17 protein-coding genes are annotated in these 17,258 nt (G+C 37.1%); 10 read left to right on the top strand and 7 right to left on the bottom strand.

The window, feature by feature from the left end; genetic code table 11:
• Nucleotides 1-123 precede the first annotated feature (123 nt).
• On the top strand, nt 124-477 hold the full coding sequence (gene secG / locus ACP3T3_RS19305; RefSeq protein ID WP_426477359.1) for a preprotein translocase subunit SecG: 354 nt from the start codon (nt 124-126) through the stop codon (nt 475-477).
• 52 nt (nt 478-529) lie between these two features.
• On the opposite strand, the gene ACP3T3_RS19300 is transcribed toward secG, so the two are convergent.
• Nucleotides 530-1,369, bottom strand: a complete 840-nt coding sequence (locus ACP3T3_RS19300) for a glycosyltransferase family 2 protein (RefSeq protein ID WP_426479991.1) — start codon at nt 1,367-1,369, stop codon at nt 530-532.
• Nucleotides 1,365-1,976, bottom strand: a complete 612-nt coding sequence (recR, locus tag ACP3T3_RS19295; protein ID WP_426477358.1) for a recombination mediator RecR — start codon at nt 1,974-1,976, stop codon at nt 1,365-1,367. Before recR ends, ACP3T3_RS19300 begins: the two co-directional genes overlap by 5 nt.
• A gap of 236 nt (nt 1,977-2,212) precedes the next feature.
• Between recR and ACP3T3_RS19290 the strand changes: the two genes are divergently transcribed.
• From ACP3T3_RS19290 to ACP3T3_RS19275, 4 genes are all read left to right on the top strand, one after another.
• The gene (locus ACP3T3_RS19290; protein WP_426477357.1) at nt 2,213-2,818 is read left to right on the top strand and encodes a hypothetical protein; all 606 of its coding nucleotides are present in this window, start codon (nt 2,213-2,215) and stop codon (nt 2,816-2,818) included.
• Between the two features lie 23 nt (nt 2,819-2,841).
• Entirely contained in the window at nt 2,842-3,333 is a 492-nt protein-coding gene (locus tag ACP3T3_RS19285) for a hypothetical protein (RefSeq protein ID WP_426477356.1), read from the top strand.
• A gap of 82 nt (nt 3,334-3,415) precedes the next feature.
• On the top strand, nt 3,416-4,858 hold the full coding sequence (locus tag ACP3T3_RS19280; RefSeq protein WP_426477355.1) for an aminoacyl-histidine dipeptidase: 1,443 nt from the start codon (nt 3,416-3,418) through the stop codon (nt 4,856-4,858).
• Between the two features lie 190 nt (nt 4,859-5,048).
• Complete coding sequence (locus ACP3T3_RS19275; protein ID WP_426477354.1) at nt 5,049-5,630, top strand: TIGR00730 family Rossman fold protein; 582 nt, start codon at nt 5,049-5,051, stop codon at nt 5,628-5,630.
• Between the two features lie 77 nt (nt 5,631-5,707).
• On the opposite strand, the gene ACP3T3_RS19270 is transcribed toward ACP3T3_RS19275, so the two are convergent.
• The gene (locus ACP3T3_RS19270) at nt 5,708-6,037 is read right to left on the bottom strand and encodes a 2Fe-2S iron-sulfur cluster-binding protein (protein WP_136521702.1); all 330 of its coding nucleotides are present in this window, start codon (nt 6,035-6,037) and stop codon (nt 5,708-5,710) included.
• A gap of 12 nt (nt 6,038-6,049) precedes the next feature.
• A complete protein-coding gene (locus tag ACP3T3_RS19265; RefSeq protein ID WP_034697025.1) occupies nt 6,050-7,105 on the bottom strand; it encodes an NAD(P)/FAD-dependent oxidoreductase in 1,056 nt (351 codons plus the stop codon).
• Between the two features lie 153 nt (nt 7,106-7,258).
• On the opposite strand from ACP3T3_RS19265, the gene ACP3T3_RS19260 reads away from it, so the two are divergent.
• Nucleotides 7,259-8,029 carry a DUF3108 domain-containing protein gene (locus tag ACP3T3_RS19260; RefSeq protein ID WP_426477353.1) on the top strand — a complete coding sequence of 257 codons (771 nt, stop codon included), beginning with the start codon at nt 7,259-7,261 and terminating at the stop codon, nt 8,027-8,029.
• 271 nt (nt 8,030-8,300) lie between these two features.
• On the opposite strand, the gene ACP3T3_RS19255 is transcribed toward ACP3T3_RS19260, so the two are convergent.
• Nucleotides 8,301-9,311 carry a phenylalanine--tRNA ligase subunit alpha gene (locus ACP3T3_RS19255; protein ID WP_426477352.1) on the bottom strand — a complete coding sequence of 337 codons (1,011 nt, stop codon included), beginning with the start codon at nt 9,309-9,311 and terminating at the stop codon, nt 8,301-8,303.
• A gap of 125 nt (nt 9,312-9,436) precedes the next feature.
• Entirely contained in the window at nt 9,437-10,096 is a 660-nt protein-coding gene (locus ACP3T3_RS19250; RefSeq protein ID WP_426477351.1) for a YceI family protein, read from the bottom strand.
• A 75-nt stretch (nt 10,097-10,171) separates the two neighbouring features.
• Here ACP3T3_RS19250 and ACP3T3_RS19245 point away from each other — a divergent pair, with 75 nt between their 5' ends.
• Entirely contained in the window at nt 10,172-11,107 is a 936-nt protein-coding gene (locus ACP3T3_RS19245; protein ID WP_426477350.1) for a sulfate/molybdate ABC transporter ATP-binding protein, read from the top strand.
• Between the two features lie 247 nt (nt 11,108-11,354).
• On the opposite strand, the gene ACP3T3_RS19240 is transcribed toward ACP3T3_RS19245, so the two are convergent.
• The gene (locus tag ACP3T3_RS19240) at nt 11,355-11,699 is read right to left on the bottom strand and encodes a zinc ribbon domain-containing protein YjdM (RefSeq protein ID WP_027373877.1); all 345 of its coding nucleotides are present in this window, start codon (nt 11,697-11,699) and stop codon (nt 11,355-11,357) included.
• A gap of 431 nt (nt 11,700-12,130) precedes the next feature.
• On the opposite strand from ACP3T3_RS19240, the gene ACP3T3_RS19235 reads away from it, so the two are divergent.
• The 3 genes from ACP3T3_RS19235 to asnB all read left to right on the top strand — a co-directional run bounded on the left by ACP3T3_RS19235 (nt 12,131) and on the right by asnB (nt 17,172).
• Nucleotides 12,131-13,336 carry an RsmB/NOP family class I SAM-dependent RNA methyltransferase gene (locus ACP3T3_RS19235; protein WP_426477349.1) on the top strand — a complete coding sequence of 402 codons (1,206 nt, stop codon included), beginning with the start codon at nt 12,131-12,133 and terminating at the stop codon, nt 13,334-13,336.
• A gap of 180 nt (nt 13,337-13,516) precedes the next feature.
• Nucleotides 13,517-15,184, top strand: coding sequence for a GLPGLI family protein (locus ACP3T3_RS19230; RefSeq protein WP_426477348.1), 1,668 nt, complete (start codon nt 13,517-13,519; stop codon nt 15,182-15,184).
• A gap of 320 nt (nt 15,185-15,504) precedes the next feature.
• Complete coding sequence (gene asnB / locus ACP3T3_RS19225) at nt 15,505-17,172, top strand: asparagine synthase B (RefSeq protein WP_426477347.1); 1,668 nt, start codon at nt 15,505-15,507, stop codon at nt 17,170-17,172.
• The last annotated feature ends 86 nt before the right edge of the window (nt 17,173-17,258 follow it).

Below are 17,258 nucleotides of genomic sequence, written 5' to 3'. Positions count from 1 at the left end.
ATTTTTATACAAAAAACGGCAACAATTGTTGCCGTTTTTATTTTTGTCAACATTTGGCGACTTCTTTTTTTGTCATTCAGTAAAAAAAGATTAAATTTGCCCATTCAAAAAGATATCAAATTAATGGATACTATATTTACACTATTGATGGTTCTTGTTATGGTTGCCAGTGTTTTATTGGTAATTATCGTTATGGCACAAAATCCTAAAGGAGGAGGCCTTTCAAGTACATTCGGAGGTGCATCATCTGCACAGTTTGGAGTACAGAGAACCAATGATTTCATGGAAAAAGCAACATGGACTCTGGGCGGAACTATCATCGTTCTTATCCTTTTAAGTGTTGTGATTACAGGTAAGCCGTCTCAGGCACTTCCTACACAACAGCAGCCTGCGAAGAAAGAAGCTCCTGCAAAACAGTCAGCTCCTGCTTCTAAAACGGCAACTCCGGCACAGACTCCTGTAGCACCGGCAAAATAAGAAGAATATTATCTTACATAAAAACAAAAGCAACTCGTTTTGAGTTGCTTTTTTATTTTAGCTTAATCTTTTCAATCTGATGACGAAGCTTCAGTCCTGCCTTTAAAAACGAATATTGTACAGGTTTTGATGCTTTATAATACTTATCAATAAAAATCTGCATAGCTCCGTAGAATCTCTTAAGATACACTTCATCTTTAATCGTGCTTTCTCCTTTGTGATGAAGAATTGAAACTTTCCCGTAATAGAAATTCTTATATCCGTTCCTTAAAAACGTATAGCAGAGATCAATATCTTCTCCATACATAAAGTACGCTTCATCTAACCCTCCTATTTTTTCATAAACATCTTTTTTGGCTAGTAAAAATGCTCCTGTGAGAACTTCTACTTCTGCGACAGCATTTTCTTCTATATCATTTCTGTAATAAGATTTTGAGCTGTTCTTTTTAAAGTTGGTAAACAGCTTTTCAAAAGAATTAAACATATCCGGAACGGAGCGCTTGCTTTCGGGCAGAAAATTTCCTTTTGCATCATGCATCCTGACACCGAGACATCCGAAAGAAGGCTGCGAGTCCGCAAAGTCTAACAGTTCTTTCATATAAAACCCTTCCAATTCTGTATCCGGGTTCAAAAGCAAAATATATTCTCCTTTCGCAGTCTGAACCGCCTGGTTATTTGCTTTTGAAAAACCACCGTTTGTTTCAGAAGATATAAAATGTACGTTGGAAAATTCAGGAATAAGATTCCGCCAGGAAGTATCTGCAGAAGCATTATCAATGACAATTACTTCATATTCCACCTCTTGCATAAATTTCTGAAGGGACAGGAGACAGCTTCTGAGTAATTGGGTAACATTATAATTAACGATAATAACAGACAGCTTCATATCAATCTTTTTCGTTGTAGGGCAGCCTGTTGATAATAGATCTTCCTAGAGAAATTTCATCTGCATATTCCAACTCATCACCCACAGAAATCCCTCTTGCAATGCTTGAAAAATTCACATTGAAGGTTTTAAATTTCTTGTAAATATAATAAGCTGTTGTATCTCCTTCCATTGTGGCACTCAGTGCAAAAATGAATTCCTTTACCTTCCCATCGTTCAGTTTCTTTTCAATGCTTGGAATATTCAACTGGCCGGGGCCTACCCCTTCCATTGGAGAGATCTTCCCCCCAAGAATCAGATATTTCCCTGCATATTTTCCTGTATTTTCAATAGCAATTACATCCCGCACATCTTCAACGATACAGATCAGTTCGTCATTTCTCTTTTCATTGCTGCATATTTCGCAGATGTCAAAATCTGAAAAGTTATGACATTCTTTACAGTATTTAATTTCGTTGACAAGATTAATCAGGGAGTTTCCAAGACTTACGGCTCTGGAATTAGGCTGTTTCAATAAATGTAATGCTAATCTCAAAGCTGTTTTTCTACCAATTCCGGGTAGTCCCGAAATCTCATCTACCGCTTTTGCCAACACTTTACTAGGGTAATCCATAGGTGCAAAAATAAGGATTAAAGTTGATAATTAACAGTGAATAATGAATCGTCAATACGCTTCACTTGTGAATTTATATAAAGTGATTATTGACGATTGACTTTGCGCAGCAAAAATTAACCATTGACCGTGAGATTAATGTCTCATTATGATATTTTACATTTCTCCCATACCTGAGAACTCTAAAAAAACCTTTATATTTGCGGCTTAAATTAAATATGAAAAAATAAACTGATATGGTACTTAACAATTTAAATTATCCTCTGGATTTCAAATTCAAAATCACTACTTTAGCAAGTGACTTCAACATTACTGACAAAAACGGAAATTATGTAGCGTATGTTCGTCAGAAAATGTTCAAGTTGAAAGAAGATGTTATCGTTTTCAATGATGAGAGCAAGTCTAAAGAATTATTCAGAATCAAAGCCAATCAATGGATTGATTTCAATGCTTCATATTCCCTGAATGATCTTATTGACAATAAAAACTTCGGCAGACTGGCCAGAAAAGGAATGCGCTCCCTATGGAAAGCAAGCTATGATATTCTGGATGCCCACGATCAGCCTAAGTTTAAAATTCAGGAAGACAGCGCATGGGTAAGATTCTGGGACAGCTTTGTAGGGGAAATTCCTATCATCGGAATGTTCACAGGGTATTTCCTTAATCCATCTTACACGGTAACAGGTATTGATGGAAAGGCTTATTTTAAACTGAAAAAAATGCCTTCATTCTTTGGAAGAAGATTCCAGCTGGACAGGCTGATCGATATTGATGATGAGGAAGAAAGCTTGGTAATTCTTTCCTTATTAATGATGACACTTCTTGAAAGAGCAAGAGGATAAACCAATAATAAAACCACAAACACATGAAATATTTAATCATTTTATTTTCCGCATTTCTGCTGACAGCCTGTAAAAAAGAAAAAGAAACTGTTTCCAGTTCCGCTCCTGCCGATTCTTTACATATTGCTAAAGATTCTGCTTCCACGGGTTCGTCTTCCGGAAATATTCTGGTGGGAACTATTCCGTTTCCTAAAGAAATCAAAGAATGTTCCTGCTATTTTGCAGTAAACAAAACTGATTTTGAAAAAGAAAGATACATCTATGCCGATGATGCCGGAAAAACAGCTTATATGATGCTTGACGGGAAAAGACTGGCCATGAATCTTATCTCATCAAGTGATATGGAGGTAGATGAACTGCTTACCAAGGAAATAGAAAATGATGATTACAAGATTTCTGTAAAAGGTAAAAAAATAAAGGGCGAAGAAGCTTTGCTGTTTGAAGGGACTCTGACTATTGAGAAACCGGATGGCACTACCTTCACTACTCCGATTTATGGAGAATGTGGATGTTAATAAAACGAAATCATACAAAAATGCTTCTGTGTATTCCACGGAAGCATTTTTTATTTCGTAAATTTGAGAAAAATAAAATTCAATGGAATTATCTAATATAGAACCGCAGATTATATGGAAAAATTTCTCCAAATTAAATGCTGTTCCAAGACCTTCAAAAAAGGAAGAAAAAGTAATAGCTTTTATCAAAGGATTTGGTGAAAATTTAGGACTGGAAACTACGGTAGATGAAGTAGGAAACGTTATTATTAAAAAACCTGCCACTGCAGGAATGGAAAACCGTAAATCTATCGTGCTTCAGTCGCACCTTGATATGGTTTGCCAGAAAAACAATGACGTTAATTTTGATTTTGATACGGAAGGAATCAAAATGGAAGTTGATGGTGACTGGGTAAAGGCAAAAGGAACTACCCTAGGAGCTGACAATGGTTTAGGAGTAGCAACCATCATGTCTGTCCTTGAAAGTTCAGATATTCCACATCCTGCATTGGAAGCTCTTTTTACCATTGATGAAGAGACAGGAATGACAGGTGCTCTAGGATTAAAACCGGGACAGCTGACAGGACAAATTCTATTGAATCTTGATACTGAAGAAGATGACGAAATTGATATCGGCTGTGCAGGAGGTGTAGATGTAACAATCACTCAAACGTATGCTGCAGAAACTTCAAAAGGACAAATTGTAAGAATTGAAGTAAAAGGTCTTCAGGGAGGACACTCCGGAATGGATATTCATAAAGGTTTCGGAAATGCCAATATTATTTTGGGAAGACTTCTTTACATCGGACTGGAAAACCAGAATATTGAACTGGTTTCTATTGACAGCGGAGGTTTGAGAAATGCAATCCCAAGAGAAGGTGCTGCTCTTATTTCCGTGAGAAACGCTCAGGAATTTATCGAAAATGCAACTGCTCTAAAAAAAGATATCTTAGAAGAATTTGCAACGGTAGAACCTGGAATTCAAATTAATATTGAAAACTCTACATCTTCTGATAAAGCGATTTCAGAACAAGATTCCAAAAAAGTGATCCTTACTTTAAAAGCTCTTCACAACGGAGTGTACAGAATGAGCCCGGATGTAGCTAACCTTGTAGAAGCTTCTAACAACGTAGCAAGAGTTGAACTGAAAGGCGGAGAGCTTAAAATCCTAAACCTTACGAGATCTTCTGTAGATTCTTCAAAATATTCAGTGGCAGAACAATTAAAATCTGTAGCAGAACTGGCTGGAATGAAGGTTGAATTCAGCGGTTCATATCCGGGATGGAAACCAAAACCAGGTTCAGAGATTGTGCAGCTGATGGAGAAGCTTTATACTGAAAAGTTCAGTGAGAAACCTCATGTAGTAGCGTGTCACGCAGGTCTTGAATGTGGGATCATTGGTGCCAACTATCCTGAAATGGAAATGGTAAGCTTTGGACCAACCATCAGAGGAGCGCATTCACCTGACGAAAGAGCCAATATTCCTTCAGCACAAAAATTCTGGAGCTTCCTGAAAGATATTTTAGCGAATATTCCTCAGAAATAGAACATTAAAATAGCTATATTGAATATCCAAAGTCTGATGATTTTGGATATTTTTAGTTTTAATTGAAATAAAGATGCTTCAACAAGCTCAGCATGACATCTCTAATACTAACGGTTTTTTTAGAGATAAATTTTTAGCTGTGTCATGCTGAGCCTGTCGAAGCATCCAAACCATAAAAAAATCTTATACAATGAAAAGTATCACCGTATTCTGCGGCTCAAGCTTTGGCTCGCACAACATTTACAGAGAACAGGCATTTTTATTGGGACAAACATTAGCAAAACAGGATATACAGCTTATTTATGGAGGTGCAGATGTTGGCCTGATGGGAACCATAGCAGACGGAGCATTGGCCGAGGGAGGTAAAGTAACAGGAGTTCTGCCTCAGTTTTTACAATCCAAAGAAATTGCTCACAAAAATCTGACAGAGCTTATCATCGTGGAAACCATGCATGAAAGAAAAACTAAAATGAATGAACTCTGTGACGGAGTGATTGTTCTGCCAGGCGGTTATGGAACACTGGAAGAACTCTTCGAAATGATCACTTGGGCACAGCTCGGACTTCACAAAAAACCCATCGGAATCTTAAATATTGACGGATTTTATGATGATCTGATCAAACTGGTTCAGGCCATGGTGGACAAAGGATTTTTAAAACAAATAAACAGAGATATGCTGTTGATCAGCGATACCATTGATGAACTGCTGGAAAAGATGAGAAATTATCGTGCTCCTACAGTTGGAAAATGGATTTCTAAGGAAGAGATTTAAACTGTAAAGCTTTTATAAAAGAAAAAACCCGTCCGGAAAATCCGGACGGGTTTCTTATTAAGATTAAAAAATATTTTCTAAGGATAAGGAGCAATCTCCACTTCGAGCCCTTCCATGGCATCGGCAATATGCAACTGGCATCCCAATCTGCTGTTGTCTTTCACGTGGAAAGCTTCAGCAAGCATGGCATCTTCTTCATCTCCCATTGGTTCCAAACCGGGATCATTAATTACATATACCTGGCATGAAGCACACATCGCCATTCCTCCGCATACCCCAATAGTACCTTCTTCTGCCAATTCATAGGAACGGATAATTTCCATTAAGTTCATGGACATATCCGTAGGCGCTACGACCTCGTGGGTTACCCCTTCTCTGTCGGTGATTTTAATATTAACGTCTGACATAATTCTGCAAAATTAGTCAATTTTTTTCACAACTGCCTTCTCTGCTTCTTTACGGCTTCCGTCAAATCCGTCTACTCCACTTACGGTTGTATATTTTAATACGAATTTTTTACCTGGATTTAGTCTGTTATAAACACTCTGGCACATCAACGTAGCTTCATGGAAACCACAAAGGATCAGCTTCAGTTTTCCGGGATATGTATTAATATCTCCAATGGCGTAGATACCATCAATGTTTGTTTGATAATCAAGAGCATTATTTACAACAATTGCATTTTTCTCGATGTTCAGTCCCCAGTTTCCGATCTCACCCAGTTTTGGAGTTAATCCGAATAATGGGATGAAATAATCTGTTTCAATATCATAAGCTTCCTGCCCTTCCACTTCCACAGTGATTGCTTCTACTTTTCCGTCACCTTTAATACCGGTAACTTCTGCAGGTGTAATTAATTTAATTTTTCCCTGGTTTTTCAGATCCTGAACTTTTTCTACAGAATCCAGAGCCCCTCTGAACTCGTTTCTTCTGTGAATCAAAGTCACCTCACTGGCCACATTTGACAAGAAAACACTCCAGTCAAGAGCAGAGTCACCACCTCCGGCAATCACCACTTTTTTATTTCTGAAGTGCTCAGGTTCTTTCACAAAGTACTCAAGACCTTTTTCTTCATAATCAGCAAGATTGTCGAAAGTAGGTTTTCTAGGTTCAAATGTTCCCAGTCCGCCTGCAATTGCAATCGCTTTACATCTGTGAACAGTTCCTTTGTTGGTGATCACTTCAAACCACTCATCATCTACTTTTGTATAAGAAACAGCGGTTTCTCCCAAAGTAAATCCAGGTTGAAACTGTTTGATCTGCTCCATCAAATTATCCACCAATTCTCCAGCATTCACTGAAGGATAACCCGGGATATCGAAAATAGGTTTTTTAGGATAAAGTTCCGCTAACTGCCCTCCCGGTTGTGGAAGCGCATCAATAATATGGCACTTCATTTTTAATAAACCAGCTTCAAAAACTGCAAAAAGTCCTGTAGGTCCCGCACCTATGATTAATATATCAGTGGTTATCATAATCTTTAAGATAATTTAATTATACATGTAGCTGCAAATTTACTAATTTTAACGCTACGCCTATTTAATTGATTCTAAATAAAAACCTGAGATTTGTCAAATATCTATTAATTAAGTTTTTAAATTTGGCAGTGTTTTTGTAAATGTCTTGTTATGAAGAAAATTTTAACTCTTTTTGCAGTACTTATATTCTTTTTAGGCTCAGCCCAGATTGATAATATCGCAGATGGCGAATCTATTACTCTCAGGATTCACTATGGCTTCCTGAATGCAGGAACAGCGAACCTTACTACAAAACAGACCAACTACAGGGGCATACCTCATCTCTATGTAAAGGGTACAGGGCAGACTACGGGCGCCGTAAAAGCATTCTTCAAAGTGGAAGATTTATATGAAAGCTTCATCAATACGCAGACCGGACTACCAAGTTTCTACGTCAGAAATGTGCGTGAAGGAAGCTACCGCCAGCATTTTGAAACGGTTTTTAATCATGATAATAACACGTTAATTTTAACAGATAAAAAAACTCCGGCCAATGGTTCTAAGGTTTTAAAATCAGTAAAAGGAGTTCAGGATATGCTTTCCTGTTTTTATTATTTAAGAAGCAAAAGCCCGGATGAATTGAAAGTGGGAACGGTCATCAATATGAATGTATGGATTGACGATGAAATGTTTCCTTTCCAGCTGAAAGTAACTGGTACAGAAAATTTAAAAACAAAATTCGGGACCATCAACTGTTTAAAGATTATTCCATCTGTAAAAAGCGGAAGAGTATTCAAAGAAAAAGAAGGTGTAACTATGTGGGTTTCCAATGATGCCAACCACGTTCCTATGCTGTTGAAGGCGGAACTTGCAGTAGGATCACTGAAAGCCAGCATTGATGATTATAAGAATGTAAAATATCCTTTGAAATTCAGCAAATAACAACTATACGTTTTTAAAGATACAGCCTGTAAGTTTTACAGGCTTTTTTATATTCAATGTAATAGAATGTTACCATGGATTGTCTTAATTATAGAGGCAGACAAAGAGCTGCAGCATGTCAATACTTCAATTCAACAGCGGTTGATCCAAAGTATGGGCATAAGAAACAGACACGTGTAAATTTTTCAATAAGATCAGTTTTTAATTACGTTTTGTTTCTTAGGTCAGTAATTAAAAACAAAAACCTCCGGAGCTCCGGAGGTTTGATTTTTTATAGTGTCTTGAACTGTTCCAGTGTTCTGATATCATTTTCGAAGAACATTCTGATGTCGCTCATCTGGTAAAGCAGCATGGTGATTCTTTCAATACCCATTCCAAATGCATATCCTGAATATTTCTCAGAATCAATATTTACATTTTTCAGTACGGCAGGGTCTACCATTCCGCAACCCATGATTTCCAGCCATCCTGTTCCTTTCGTAATTCTGTAATCTGTTTCAGAGTTTAATCCCCAATACACATCAATTTCAGCACTTGGCTCTGTGAACGGGAAGAAAGAAGGTCTCATTCTGATTTTAGATTTTCCGAAAAGTTCAGTTGTAAAAAACTGGATCGTCTGCTTCAAATCTGCAAAGCTTACATTCTCGTCAATATATAATCCTTCAATCTGGTGGAAGATACAGTGAGAACGTGAGGAAATTGCTTCATTTCTGAAAACTCTTCCTGGAGATAAAATTCTGATTGGCGGCTGATTTTCTTCCATATAACGGGTTTGTACGGAAGAAGTATGCGTTCTTAAAAGAATATCCGGATTCTGCTCAATAAAGAATGTATCCTGCATATCTCTAGCCGGGTGATATTCCGGAAGGTTAAGTGCCGTAAAGTTATGCCAGTCGTCTTCAATCTCTGGTCCGTCTGCTACCGCAAAACCAATAGATTTAAAGATTTCAATAATTCTGTTTTTTACGAGATTGATCGGATGTCTTGATCCCAATTCCAATGGAAAAGCAGGTCTTGTAAGATCTTCTTTTTCTATCACAACAGAAGACTCTGAAGCATTTTTCAAGTCCTCCAGTTTTACAGCAACTGCCTGCTTCAAAGTGTTGATCTTTTGGCCGAATTCTTTCTTTTGGTCGTTAGGAACTTCTTTAAATTTTTCAAAAAAATCGTTAAGAACCCCTTTTTTACCGTTGTACTTGATTCGGAAGTTTTCGATATCTTCCTTAGAGGTAGCATTGAAGCCGTTTACTTCGATCAGTAGTTCTTCTATCTTTTCTATCATTATTTTACCCTTTCAAAATGTTTTGCAAAAATACGATTTTAAGTTGAATAATAAGTCCGTCATAAAAAAATCTGCCTCTTTTTCGGAGGCAGACTTCAATCACTTATTTCACTTAAATAAAAAAATTATTTCTTTTCTAAAGCTTTAACGTTGATCTGAAGAGTCACCTCGTCTTTAATCACACCGTTTTCAGCAGGAGCCTGGAACTTCACTCCAAACTCTTCTCTTTTGATATCTTTGGGTTCAGTAGCCACACTCACCTCTCCATTTTTCACAGAAACATTAGCTTTAAACTGAACAGGTTTTGTAATTCCTTTAATGGTTAAATTACCATCCAAAAGAGTATTGTAATCACCTTCTGTAGCCGGAGTAACCTTTGTAATCTCATAAGAAGCTGTTGGAAATTTTTCAACTTCAAAGAAATCACCGCTCTTCAGGTGGCCATTTAATTTTCCTAAATCTTCAGGACTGTCTTTCAAATCCACAGAAGTTAAAGAATTCATATCAGCAACGAATTTTCCGCTTTCCAGTTTTCCGTCTTTCACCGTTACATCTCCACTTTCAAACCTGATTGTTCCAAAATGGCTTGTATTTTCAGATTTAAATACTTTATATCCCTTCCATTCAACCTTACTGTTTAGCGTATCCAAAGTGAACTGGCTACCTTCTTTAGTAGTCGTCACTTCATTACTTTCGCTCGCAAGTGGTTTGTCTTTTTTACAAGAAACCATTACAGCAGCAATAAATAATGCAGGAATCGCTAACGAAAACAGTTTTTTTCTCATTTTTGATTTATTTTTATTAGTTCCGCTAATATAATAAAAAAAATTATGTTTTCATAAAAACCTTACATTTGTAATATGCTATTAGAAATAAACAATTTATTTTTCTCTCACAACAAAGAAAATCCCCTGTTTCAGAACCTTAATCTAAGGTTTGAAGAAAACAGAATCATAGCTCTTGCCGGGGAAAGCGGATGCGGAAAATCCACTCTTCTTAACCTGATCTATGGCCTTTTGGATTGGGAAAGCGGAGAAATTATTTTTAACGGAACAAAGCTTTTAGGACCAAAAGGAAATCTTGTTCCCGGAGAGCCGGAAATGAAATTTGTAGCACAGAATTTTGATCTTATGCCGTATGCTACGGTTGCCGAAAACGTAGGGAAATTTATTTCAAATATCAATTTAAAACAAAAAAAAGAAACCGTAACAGAACTTCTGGAAGTGGTAGGTCTTCAGGAATTTGCCCATGTACTTCCCAAATATTTAAGCGGCGGGCAGCAGCAGCGGGTAGCTATTGCCAGAGCCTTGTCTGTACTTCCCAAGCTTCTCATTTTAGACGAACCATTCAGTAATCTGGATTTTCCGAGAAAAATTGAGCTTAGAGAAAGACTTTTCAGATATGTAAAGCAACATGGGGTTTCTTTAATTATCTCCACTCACGAACTTCAGGATATCATGCCATGGCTGGACCAGATTGTTATTCTGCAGGACGGAAGGCTGATTCAAAATGAGAATCCGGAAGAAACCTACAGAAATCCCTACAACTCGTATGTTGCGAAATTATTCGGAGAAGTGAATATTTTCAGCGAAACTGAAGCAGAAGATTTTCAGCTTCCAAAATTTTCTTACTATCCCAAAGAAATCAAAATTACAGAAACCGGTCTCGAAGCCGAAATTCTGGAAAGCCGATTTGCAGGAAATTACTATTGGAATAAGCTAAAGGTAAGAGGAAAAGAACTTGTTGTTTATACCGATGAGAAAATATCCGGAACGACATCTGTTTCGTTTATTTAAGGCAACCCTTTACTATGCATATAACTTATAGATTTACTTATACTTATCCATAAAAAAATACAAACGTAAGAAACTGTTATAAAAACTTTTTCTTACATTTGTATCTCTAAAGCATAAGGAAATTTTTGGTTAATTCTCTTTCTGCCTTCCAGACGGACATTAGCAAAATCTTGCAATTAAGTCTTATGAAAGATTACACTGTCCAATTTTTTCCTTTTTTATTGTGAGGCAAAAAAATGAAGCTTTCTTATGCTTTCTTCACAAATTCTGATTTAAGAGCCATCGCTCCGAACCCATCAATTTTACAGTCAATATTATGATCACTCCCCGGTCTTAAACGGATATTTTTCACCTTAGTTCCGGCCTTTACCGGTTTTGGTGCTCCTTTTACAGGAAGATCTTTTACCACGACTACAGAATCTCCATCCTGAAGCTCATTTCCGTTGGAATCCAATATTTTTCCTTCATTAGCTGCTTCAGAAGCAGCTTCCTCAGGATTCCATTCGTAGAAACACTGGGAACACACCATCATATTATCGCTCGGGTATGTAAACTCGGAGCTGCATTTTGGACAAAGTACTGTGTCACTCATATTTTTATTTTTTGCAAAGGTAGAACTTTTTAGAGGTTGAAGTCAATAGATAAAGCTCAGTATAGTAGATCATAAGCGCCTGTTAATTTTACACACATAGGTGAATTAAAACAAATTAAATAAACTTACTGCAAAGAAAATACAGTATAGCAATGAACAGTGTATATTTTGTCAGCAAATATTTTTCATTAAGCAAAAAACACAGGTTTATTCGTCTTAGAGTAAAAGGCTATCGTCAACAAATAAAAAATATAAATAATCGGAAAATCTTTACAAATTCAGCATGAAAAATTAATTTGCAGTATAAAAATTCACCAGCAAAGCGGATTGACCATTCACAATTCACAACCCTTCATCAACTCTCTCACCCCAAATTCCAAACTCTCAATTAAAAGTCGTATTTTTGCAGATTCAAACAGCGAAGCAAATTTATGGAACTTATTCACAGAAACTTGGCAATCGGAATTCACGATGCCTTACAGGAGACATTTTTTGAGAAAAACAAATACGCCGATAAAGTTATTGAGAGACTTTTGAAGGCAAACAAAAAATGGGGAAGCCAGGACAGAGCCGTTGTTTCTGAAATTTTCTACAATATTATCCGTTGGAAAAAACGCCTTGAATACTATATGGGTGAAGGTGTGAAGCCCAACAATATTTACAAACTGATTATTGCGTATTTACTTTGGAGTAAAACCAATTATAAAAAATTTGAAGAATTTGACGGAATTAAAATTGCCGACATTCTTACCAAACTTAAAAAGAATACTGTTCCTACAAAAGCAATAGAACATTCTATCCCCGAATGGCTGGCTGAAACTCTTGAAAAAGAACTGGGTACCAACTGGGAAAGAGAAATGCTGGCTTTAAACGAGCAGGCTCCTACAGTTTTAAGAGCGAACTCCTTAAAAACAACCACTAAAGAACTTATCTCTGATCTTTCGGATGAAGGTGTTGTTTCTTTTCCTATTAAAAATTATCCGGATGCTGTTCAGCTGGAAGAAAAGAAAAATGTTTTCCTTACCACAGCGTTTAAAGAAGGATTATTTGAAGTTCAGGATGCCTCTTCTCAGAAGATCGGATATTTCCTTGATGTACAGGAAGGCCAGAGAGTTGTAGATGCGTGTGCAGGTGCAGGTGGAAAAACACTGCATTTAGCAGCATTAATGAAAAACAAAGGCCAGATCGTAGCATTAGATATCTTCGAGTGGAAACTTGCAGAATTAAAGCGCCGTGCAAAAAGAGCCGGAGCTCACAATATTGAAACCCGTATGATCTCTGACAACAAGGTGATCAAACGTCTTCATGAAAAAGCAGACAGACTATTGATTGATGCGCCATGTTCAGGTCTTGGAGTTTTAAAAAGAAACCCGGACAGTAAGTGGAAAATTGATCAGGACTTTATCGACAGAATTAAAAAAGAACAGCAGCAGATTCTTCAGGACTATTCTAAAATGCTTAAGAAAGGAGGAAAAATGGTATATGCTACATGCTCTATTCTTCCATCTGAAAACAATCTGCAGGTAGATGAGTTCATCAAAAATAATCCTGGATTCAAGTTGGTTAAAGACGAAAAAGTAATGCCTAGCGAAGGATATGACGGATTTTATATGGCTTTGATTGAGAGAGTATCTTAATCTAAATCCAACAAATAATACATAAAACTACTCTATTTTGGAGTAGTTTTTTTGTTTATAATCTTCTGAAAATGTAACATTTTTTGTAACATTTCGGCTAAATTTTCTACTATTAATAGATTAAACCGTTTTGACGCTGTAGAAAGTTTAGAATACCTTTGCAGCAAACTCATTTTATTTATGCATACAAGAATTGTTTTCAATTTTCTGGCTGTTTTCCTATACTGTCTGTTTTCTGCACAGACATACGAGATTCAGTATACCAGCTCTTATAACGGAAAAGCAATAACTGATCAGCCCTCAACAATCGTTTGGGTCAATGAGAAAGAAAATTTCATTCTCAACAGTACGATCAAAGAACAAAAAAACAGCTATCCTTATGAGATCACTAAAGTTGAAAAACCATCCAATACTATTATTTCTTATGCTTTTTTAAAACCGGGATCTATTATTTCAGCATCAGATGCCGAGTCCGTTGGAAAACAGGATTTTGAGCTTACCCATGAAACAAAAAAAATCTTAGGATACAACTGTAAAAAAGCGGTTACCAAGGTCAATTCAAATACCATTGAAGTCTGGTACACGAATGATCTGAAACTGAAAGGCGGTCCATCTGTTTTAGGACAGAATCTGGGACTGGTTCTGGAAGTGGAGAGAAATAAAAACTCCTTAATCACGGCAAGCTCAATTAAAAAAATCAAAAATACCGGAATTGAAAACATTCTAAAAGGAAACATCCAGACTACCGATCAGCTGGGATACAAAGATTTACTTTGGAAAAGCAGATTTACTACGCTGAATGTTTTTGAAAATGAAACCATCAATTTCTCAGACGCTTCAAAATCTGACGACCAGATTAAAAGATACGCCAACGGAACCATCATTCTTAAAAAAGTAAAATTCCCTGCGATTACAGAAGGGGAAAATATTTTTGTGGAATTGAAACAACAGTCTAACGGTGATGCCTATGACAGAACGGGAACTGTATTTTTTATTCCGCAGGATAAAGAGAAATCTTTTTTTGACGGATTGGAAAAAGGAGTAAAAACACTTCCCCTCTATGAAAACGGAAACGGAAAACAATATTACGGAGTAACAGCTACCGACAACTATAATCCTGCTGTGGAAATGATGCGATTCTTTACCGCTTTTGGAATTCAGAAATTCAATCATATTCAGCTTAAGGGAAAAAACTGGCAGACCATAAGCCCTTACCGACAGGATATCACAGAATTGAAACCCGCTTTATCAGGGAAAGAACTTTGGGTAGGTGCATTTATTGGGAACTATGATAAAGGCGGACATACGGTAAGTCTTGATATTACCATTCACAAAAGCGATCAGACCGTTAACAGAAACAATATAGCCATTCCCTTGTTTAATACTTTAAATATTATGGAAATGGCAGGACAGGACTATTCTACTATGTTTAATCAGGAAAAAGGACTCCTTATCAATTTCACTTTAAACAAAGATGTGAAAAATGCACAGCTAAGATATACCACAACAGGACATGGCGGCTGGGAAAACGGAGACGAATTCATTCCAAAAGCTAATTCTATTTTGGTTGACGGAAATCCTATATTTTCATTTGTACCGTGGAGAACAGACTGTGGCTCATACCGTTTATACAATCCGGCTTCAGGGAATTTCCAGGACGGACTTTCCTCGTCAGACCTCAGCAGATCAAACTGGTGTCCGGGAACGGTTACTAATCCTAATTTCATTCCTCTCGGAGATCTGAAAGCAGGAAAACATACTGTTCAGATAAAAATTCCTCAAGGACCTACAGAAGGAACAAGCTTCAGTTCATGGAATGTTTCGGGGACGTTACTGGGAGTACAATAAAAAACAAAACCTTCTTGCATGAGAATTGCAAGAAGGTAAAAACACAAATGATGAAAAAAAATTATTTCGAGCCACAAAGTAAAGGGTAAAATTCATATAATTAATTACCATAGATTAATAAATATGTCATTTTTATTTCGTATGGATTAACATCATTTCGGGCTCAACGAAAAAAATTAATCAAAAACATCTTAATTTCAATAAATAGTTAAAAATTTTAACTTTAAAAAATTAATTGATTAAAAATTTTCGTTTTTAAATATTTTTCATTGTTAATTATAAACATCACTAATACTTTTGTTCCATAAATAATAAAAATTATGTGTGGAATTGTATGTTTATTTGACGCCAAACAGAAAACGGATCTGTTAAGACCTCAGGTGTTGGAAATGTCAAAAAAAATCCGTCACAGAGGACCGGATTGGAGTGGAGTTTTTCAGGATGAGAAAGTAATTTTCTCCCATGAAAGACTTGCTATTGTAGATCCTACCTCTGGAAAACAACCTTTATTTACAAAAGACGGAAAAGTAGTATTAGCTGTAAACGGTGAAATCTACAACCATAGAGAATTAAAAGAAGAATTTCCTGATTACGAGTTTCAGACTCAGTCTGACTGTGAGGTGATCCTTGCGCTTTACAGAAAATACGGAAAAGATTTTGTTGAAAAACTGAACGGGATTTTCGCATTCGCATTATACGATACTGAAAACGACATCTACCTTATCGCCCGTGATCATATGGGAATCTGCCCACTTTATCAGGGTTGGGATAAAAACGGAAACTACTATGTTGCCTCTGAATTAAAAGCTCTTGAAGGCATCTGTAAAAAAATAGAAACCTTCTTACCGGGACATCTTATGTACAGTCCGGACGGAGCTGAACTCCAGCAATGGTATACAAGAGACTGGGACAGCTTTGATCATGTAAAAGAAAACAAGACAGATATCGCAAAATTGAGAAAAGGTCTTGAAGATGCCGTTCACAGACAACTGATGAGTGACGTTCCTTATGGAGTACTTCTTTCCGGAGGTTTGGATTCATCGGTTATTTCAGCAATTACTGCAAAATTTGCCCGTCAGAGAGTTGAAAGTGGTGATACCCAGGAAGCGTGGTACCCAAGACTTCACAGCTTTGCAGTAGGACTTGTTGGTTCTCCGGACCTGGCAGCAGCTCAAAAGGCTGCAGAACACATCGGATCGGTTCACCATGAAGTTAACTTTACCGTTCAGGAAGGATTGGATGCAGTACGTGACGTCATTTATCACCTTGAAACTTATGATGTGACAACGATCAGAGCATCCACCCCGATGTATCTTTTGGCAAGAGTCATCAAATCTATGGGGATTAAAATGGTTCTTTCAGGAGAAGGTTCAGATGAACTGTTCGGCGGCTATTTATACTTTCATAAAGCTCCTAACGCAAGGGAATTTCACGATGAAACAGTAAGAAAACTGGGTAAACTTCACCTTTACGACTGTCTAAGAGCTAACAAAGCATTAATGAGCTGGGGAATTGAAGGCAGAGTCCCTTTTCTTGACAAAGAGTTCATGGATATTGCCATGACCCTTAACCCGCAAGATAAAATGATCAGTGCCGCCGAAGGGAAGATTGAAAAATGGGTATTAAGAAAAGCTTTTGAAGATATGCTTCCTGATTCTATTGTCTGGAGACAGAAAGAACAGTTTTCCGACGGTGTAGGATATTCATGGATCGATACCTTAAAAGAAATTGCTGAAAAAGAAGTGACAGATGAAATGATGGCTAATGCAAGATTCAGGTTTCCGCTAAACACTCCTCAGAACAAAGAGGAATACCGTTACAGAACTATTTTTGAAGAACATTTTCCAAGCGAAACCGCAGCAGCTACCGTTCCATCTGTTCCATCTGTTGCCTGCTCCACCCCTATTGCCTTAGAATGGGACGAAGCGTTCAAAAAAATGAATGATCCGAGCGGAAGAGCTGTGAAAGTGCATGAAACTTCGTATTAGAGAGGCATGCTGATGAATGGTCAATAGTCAATCCGCTGCGCTGGTGATTTTGTTGCGTGATTCGGGTTTCTGGGATTCGGGATATT

This window comes from Chryseobacterium sp. CBSDS_008, from assembly GCF_049959325.1.
GTDB lineage: Bacteria > Bacteroidota > Bacteroidia > Flavobacteriales > Weeksellaceae > Chryseobacterium.
This window is presented reverse-complemented; position numbering and strand designations above follow the sequence as displayed.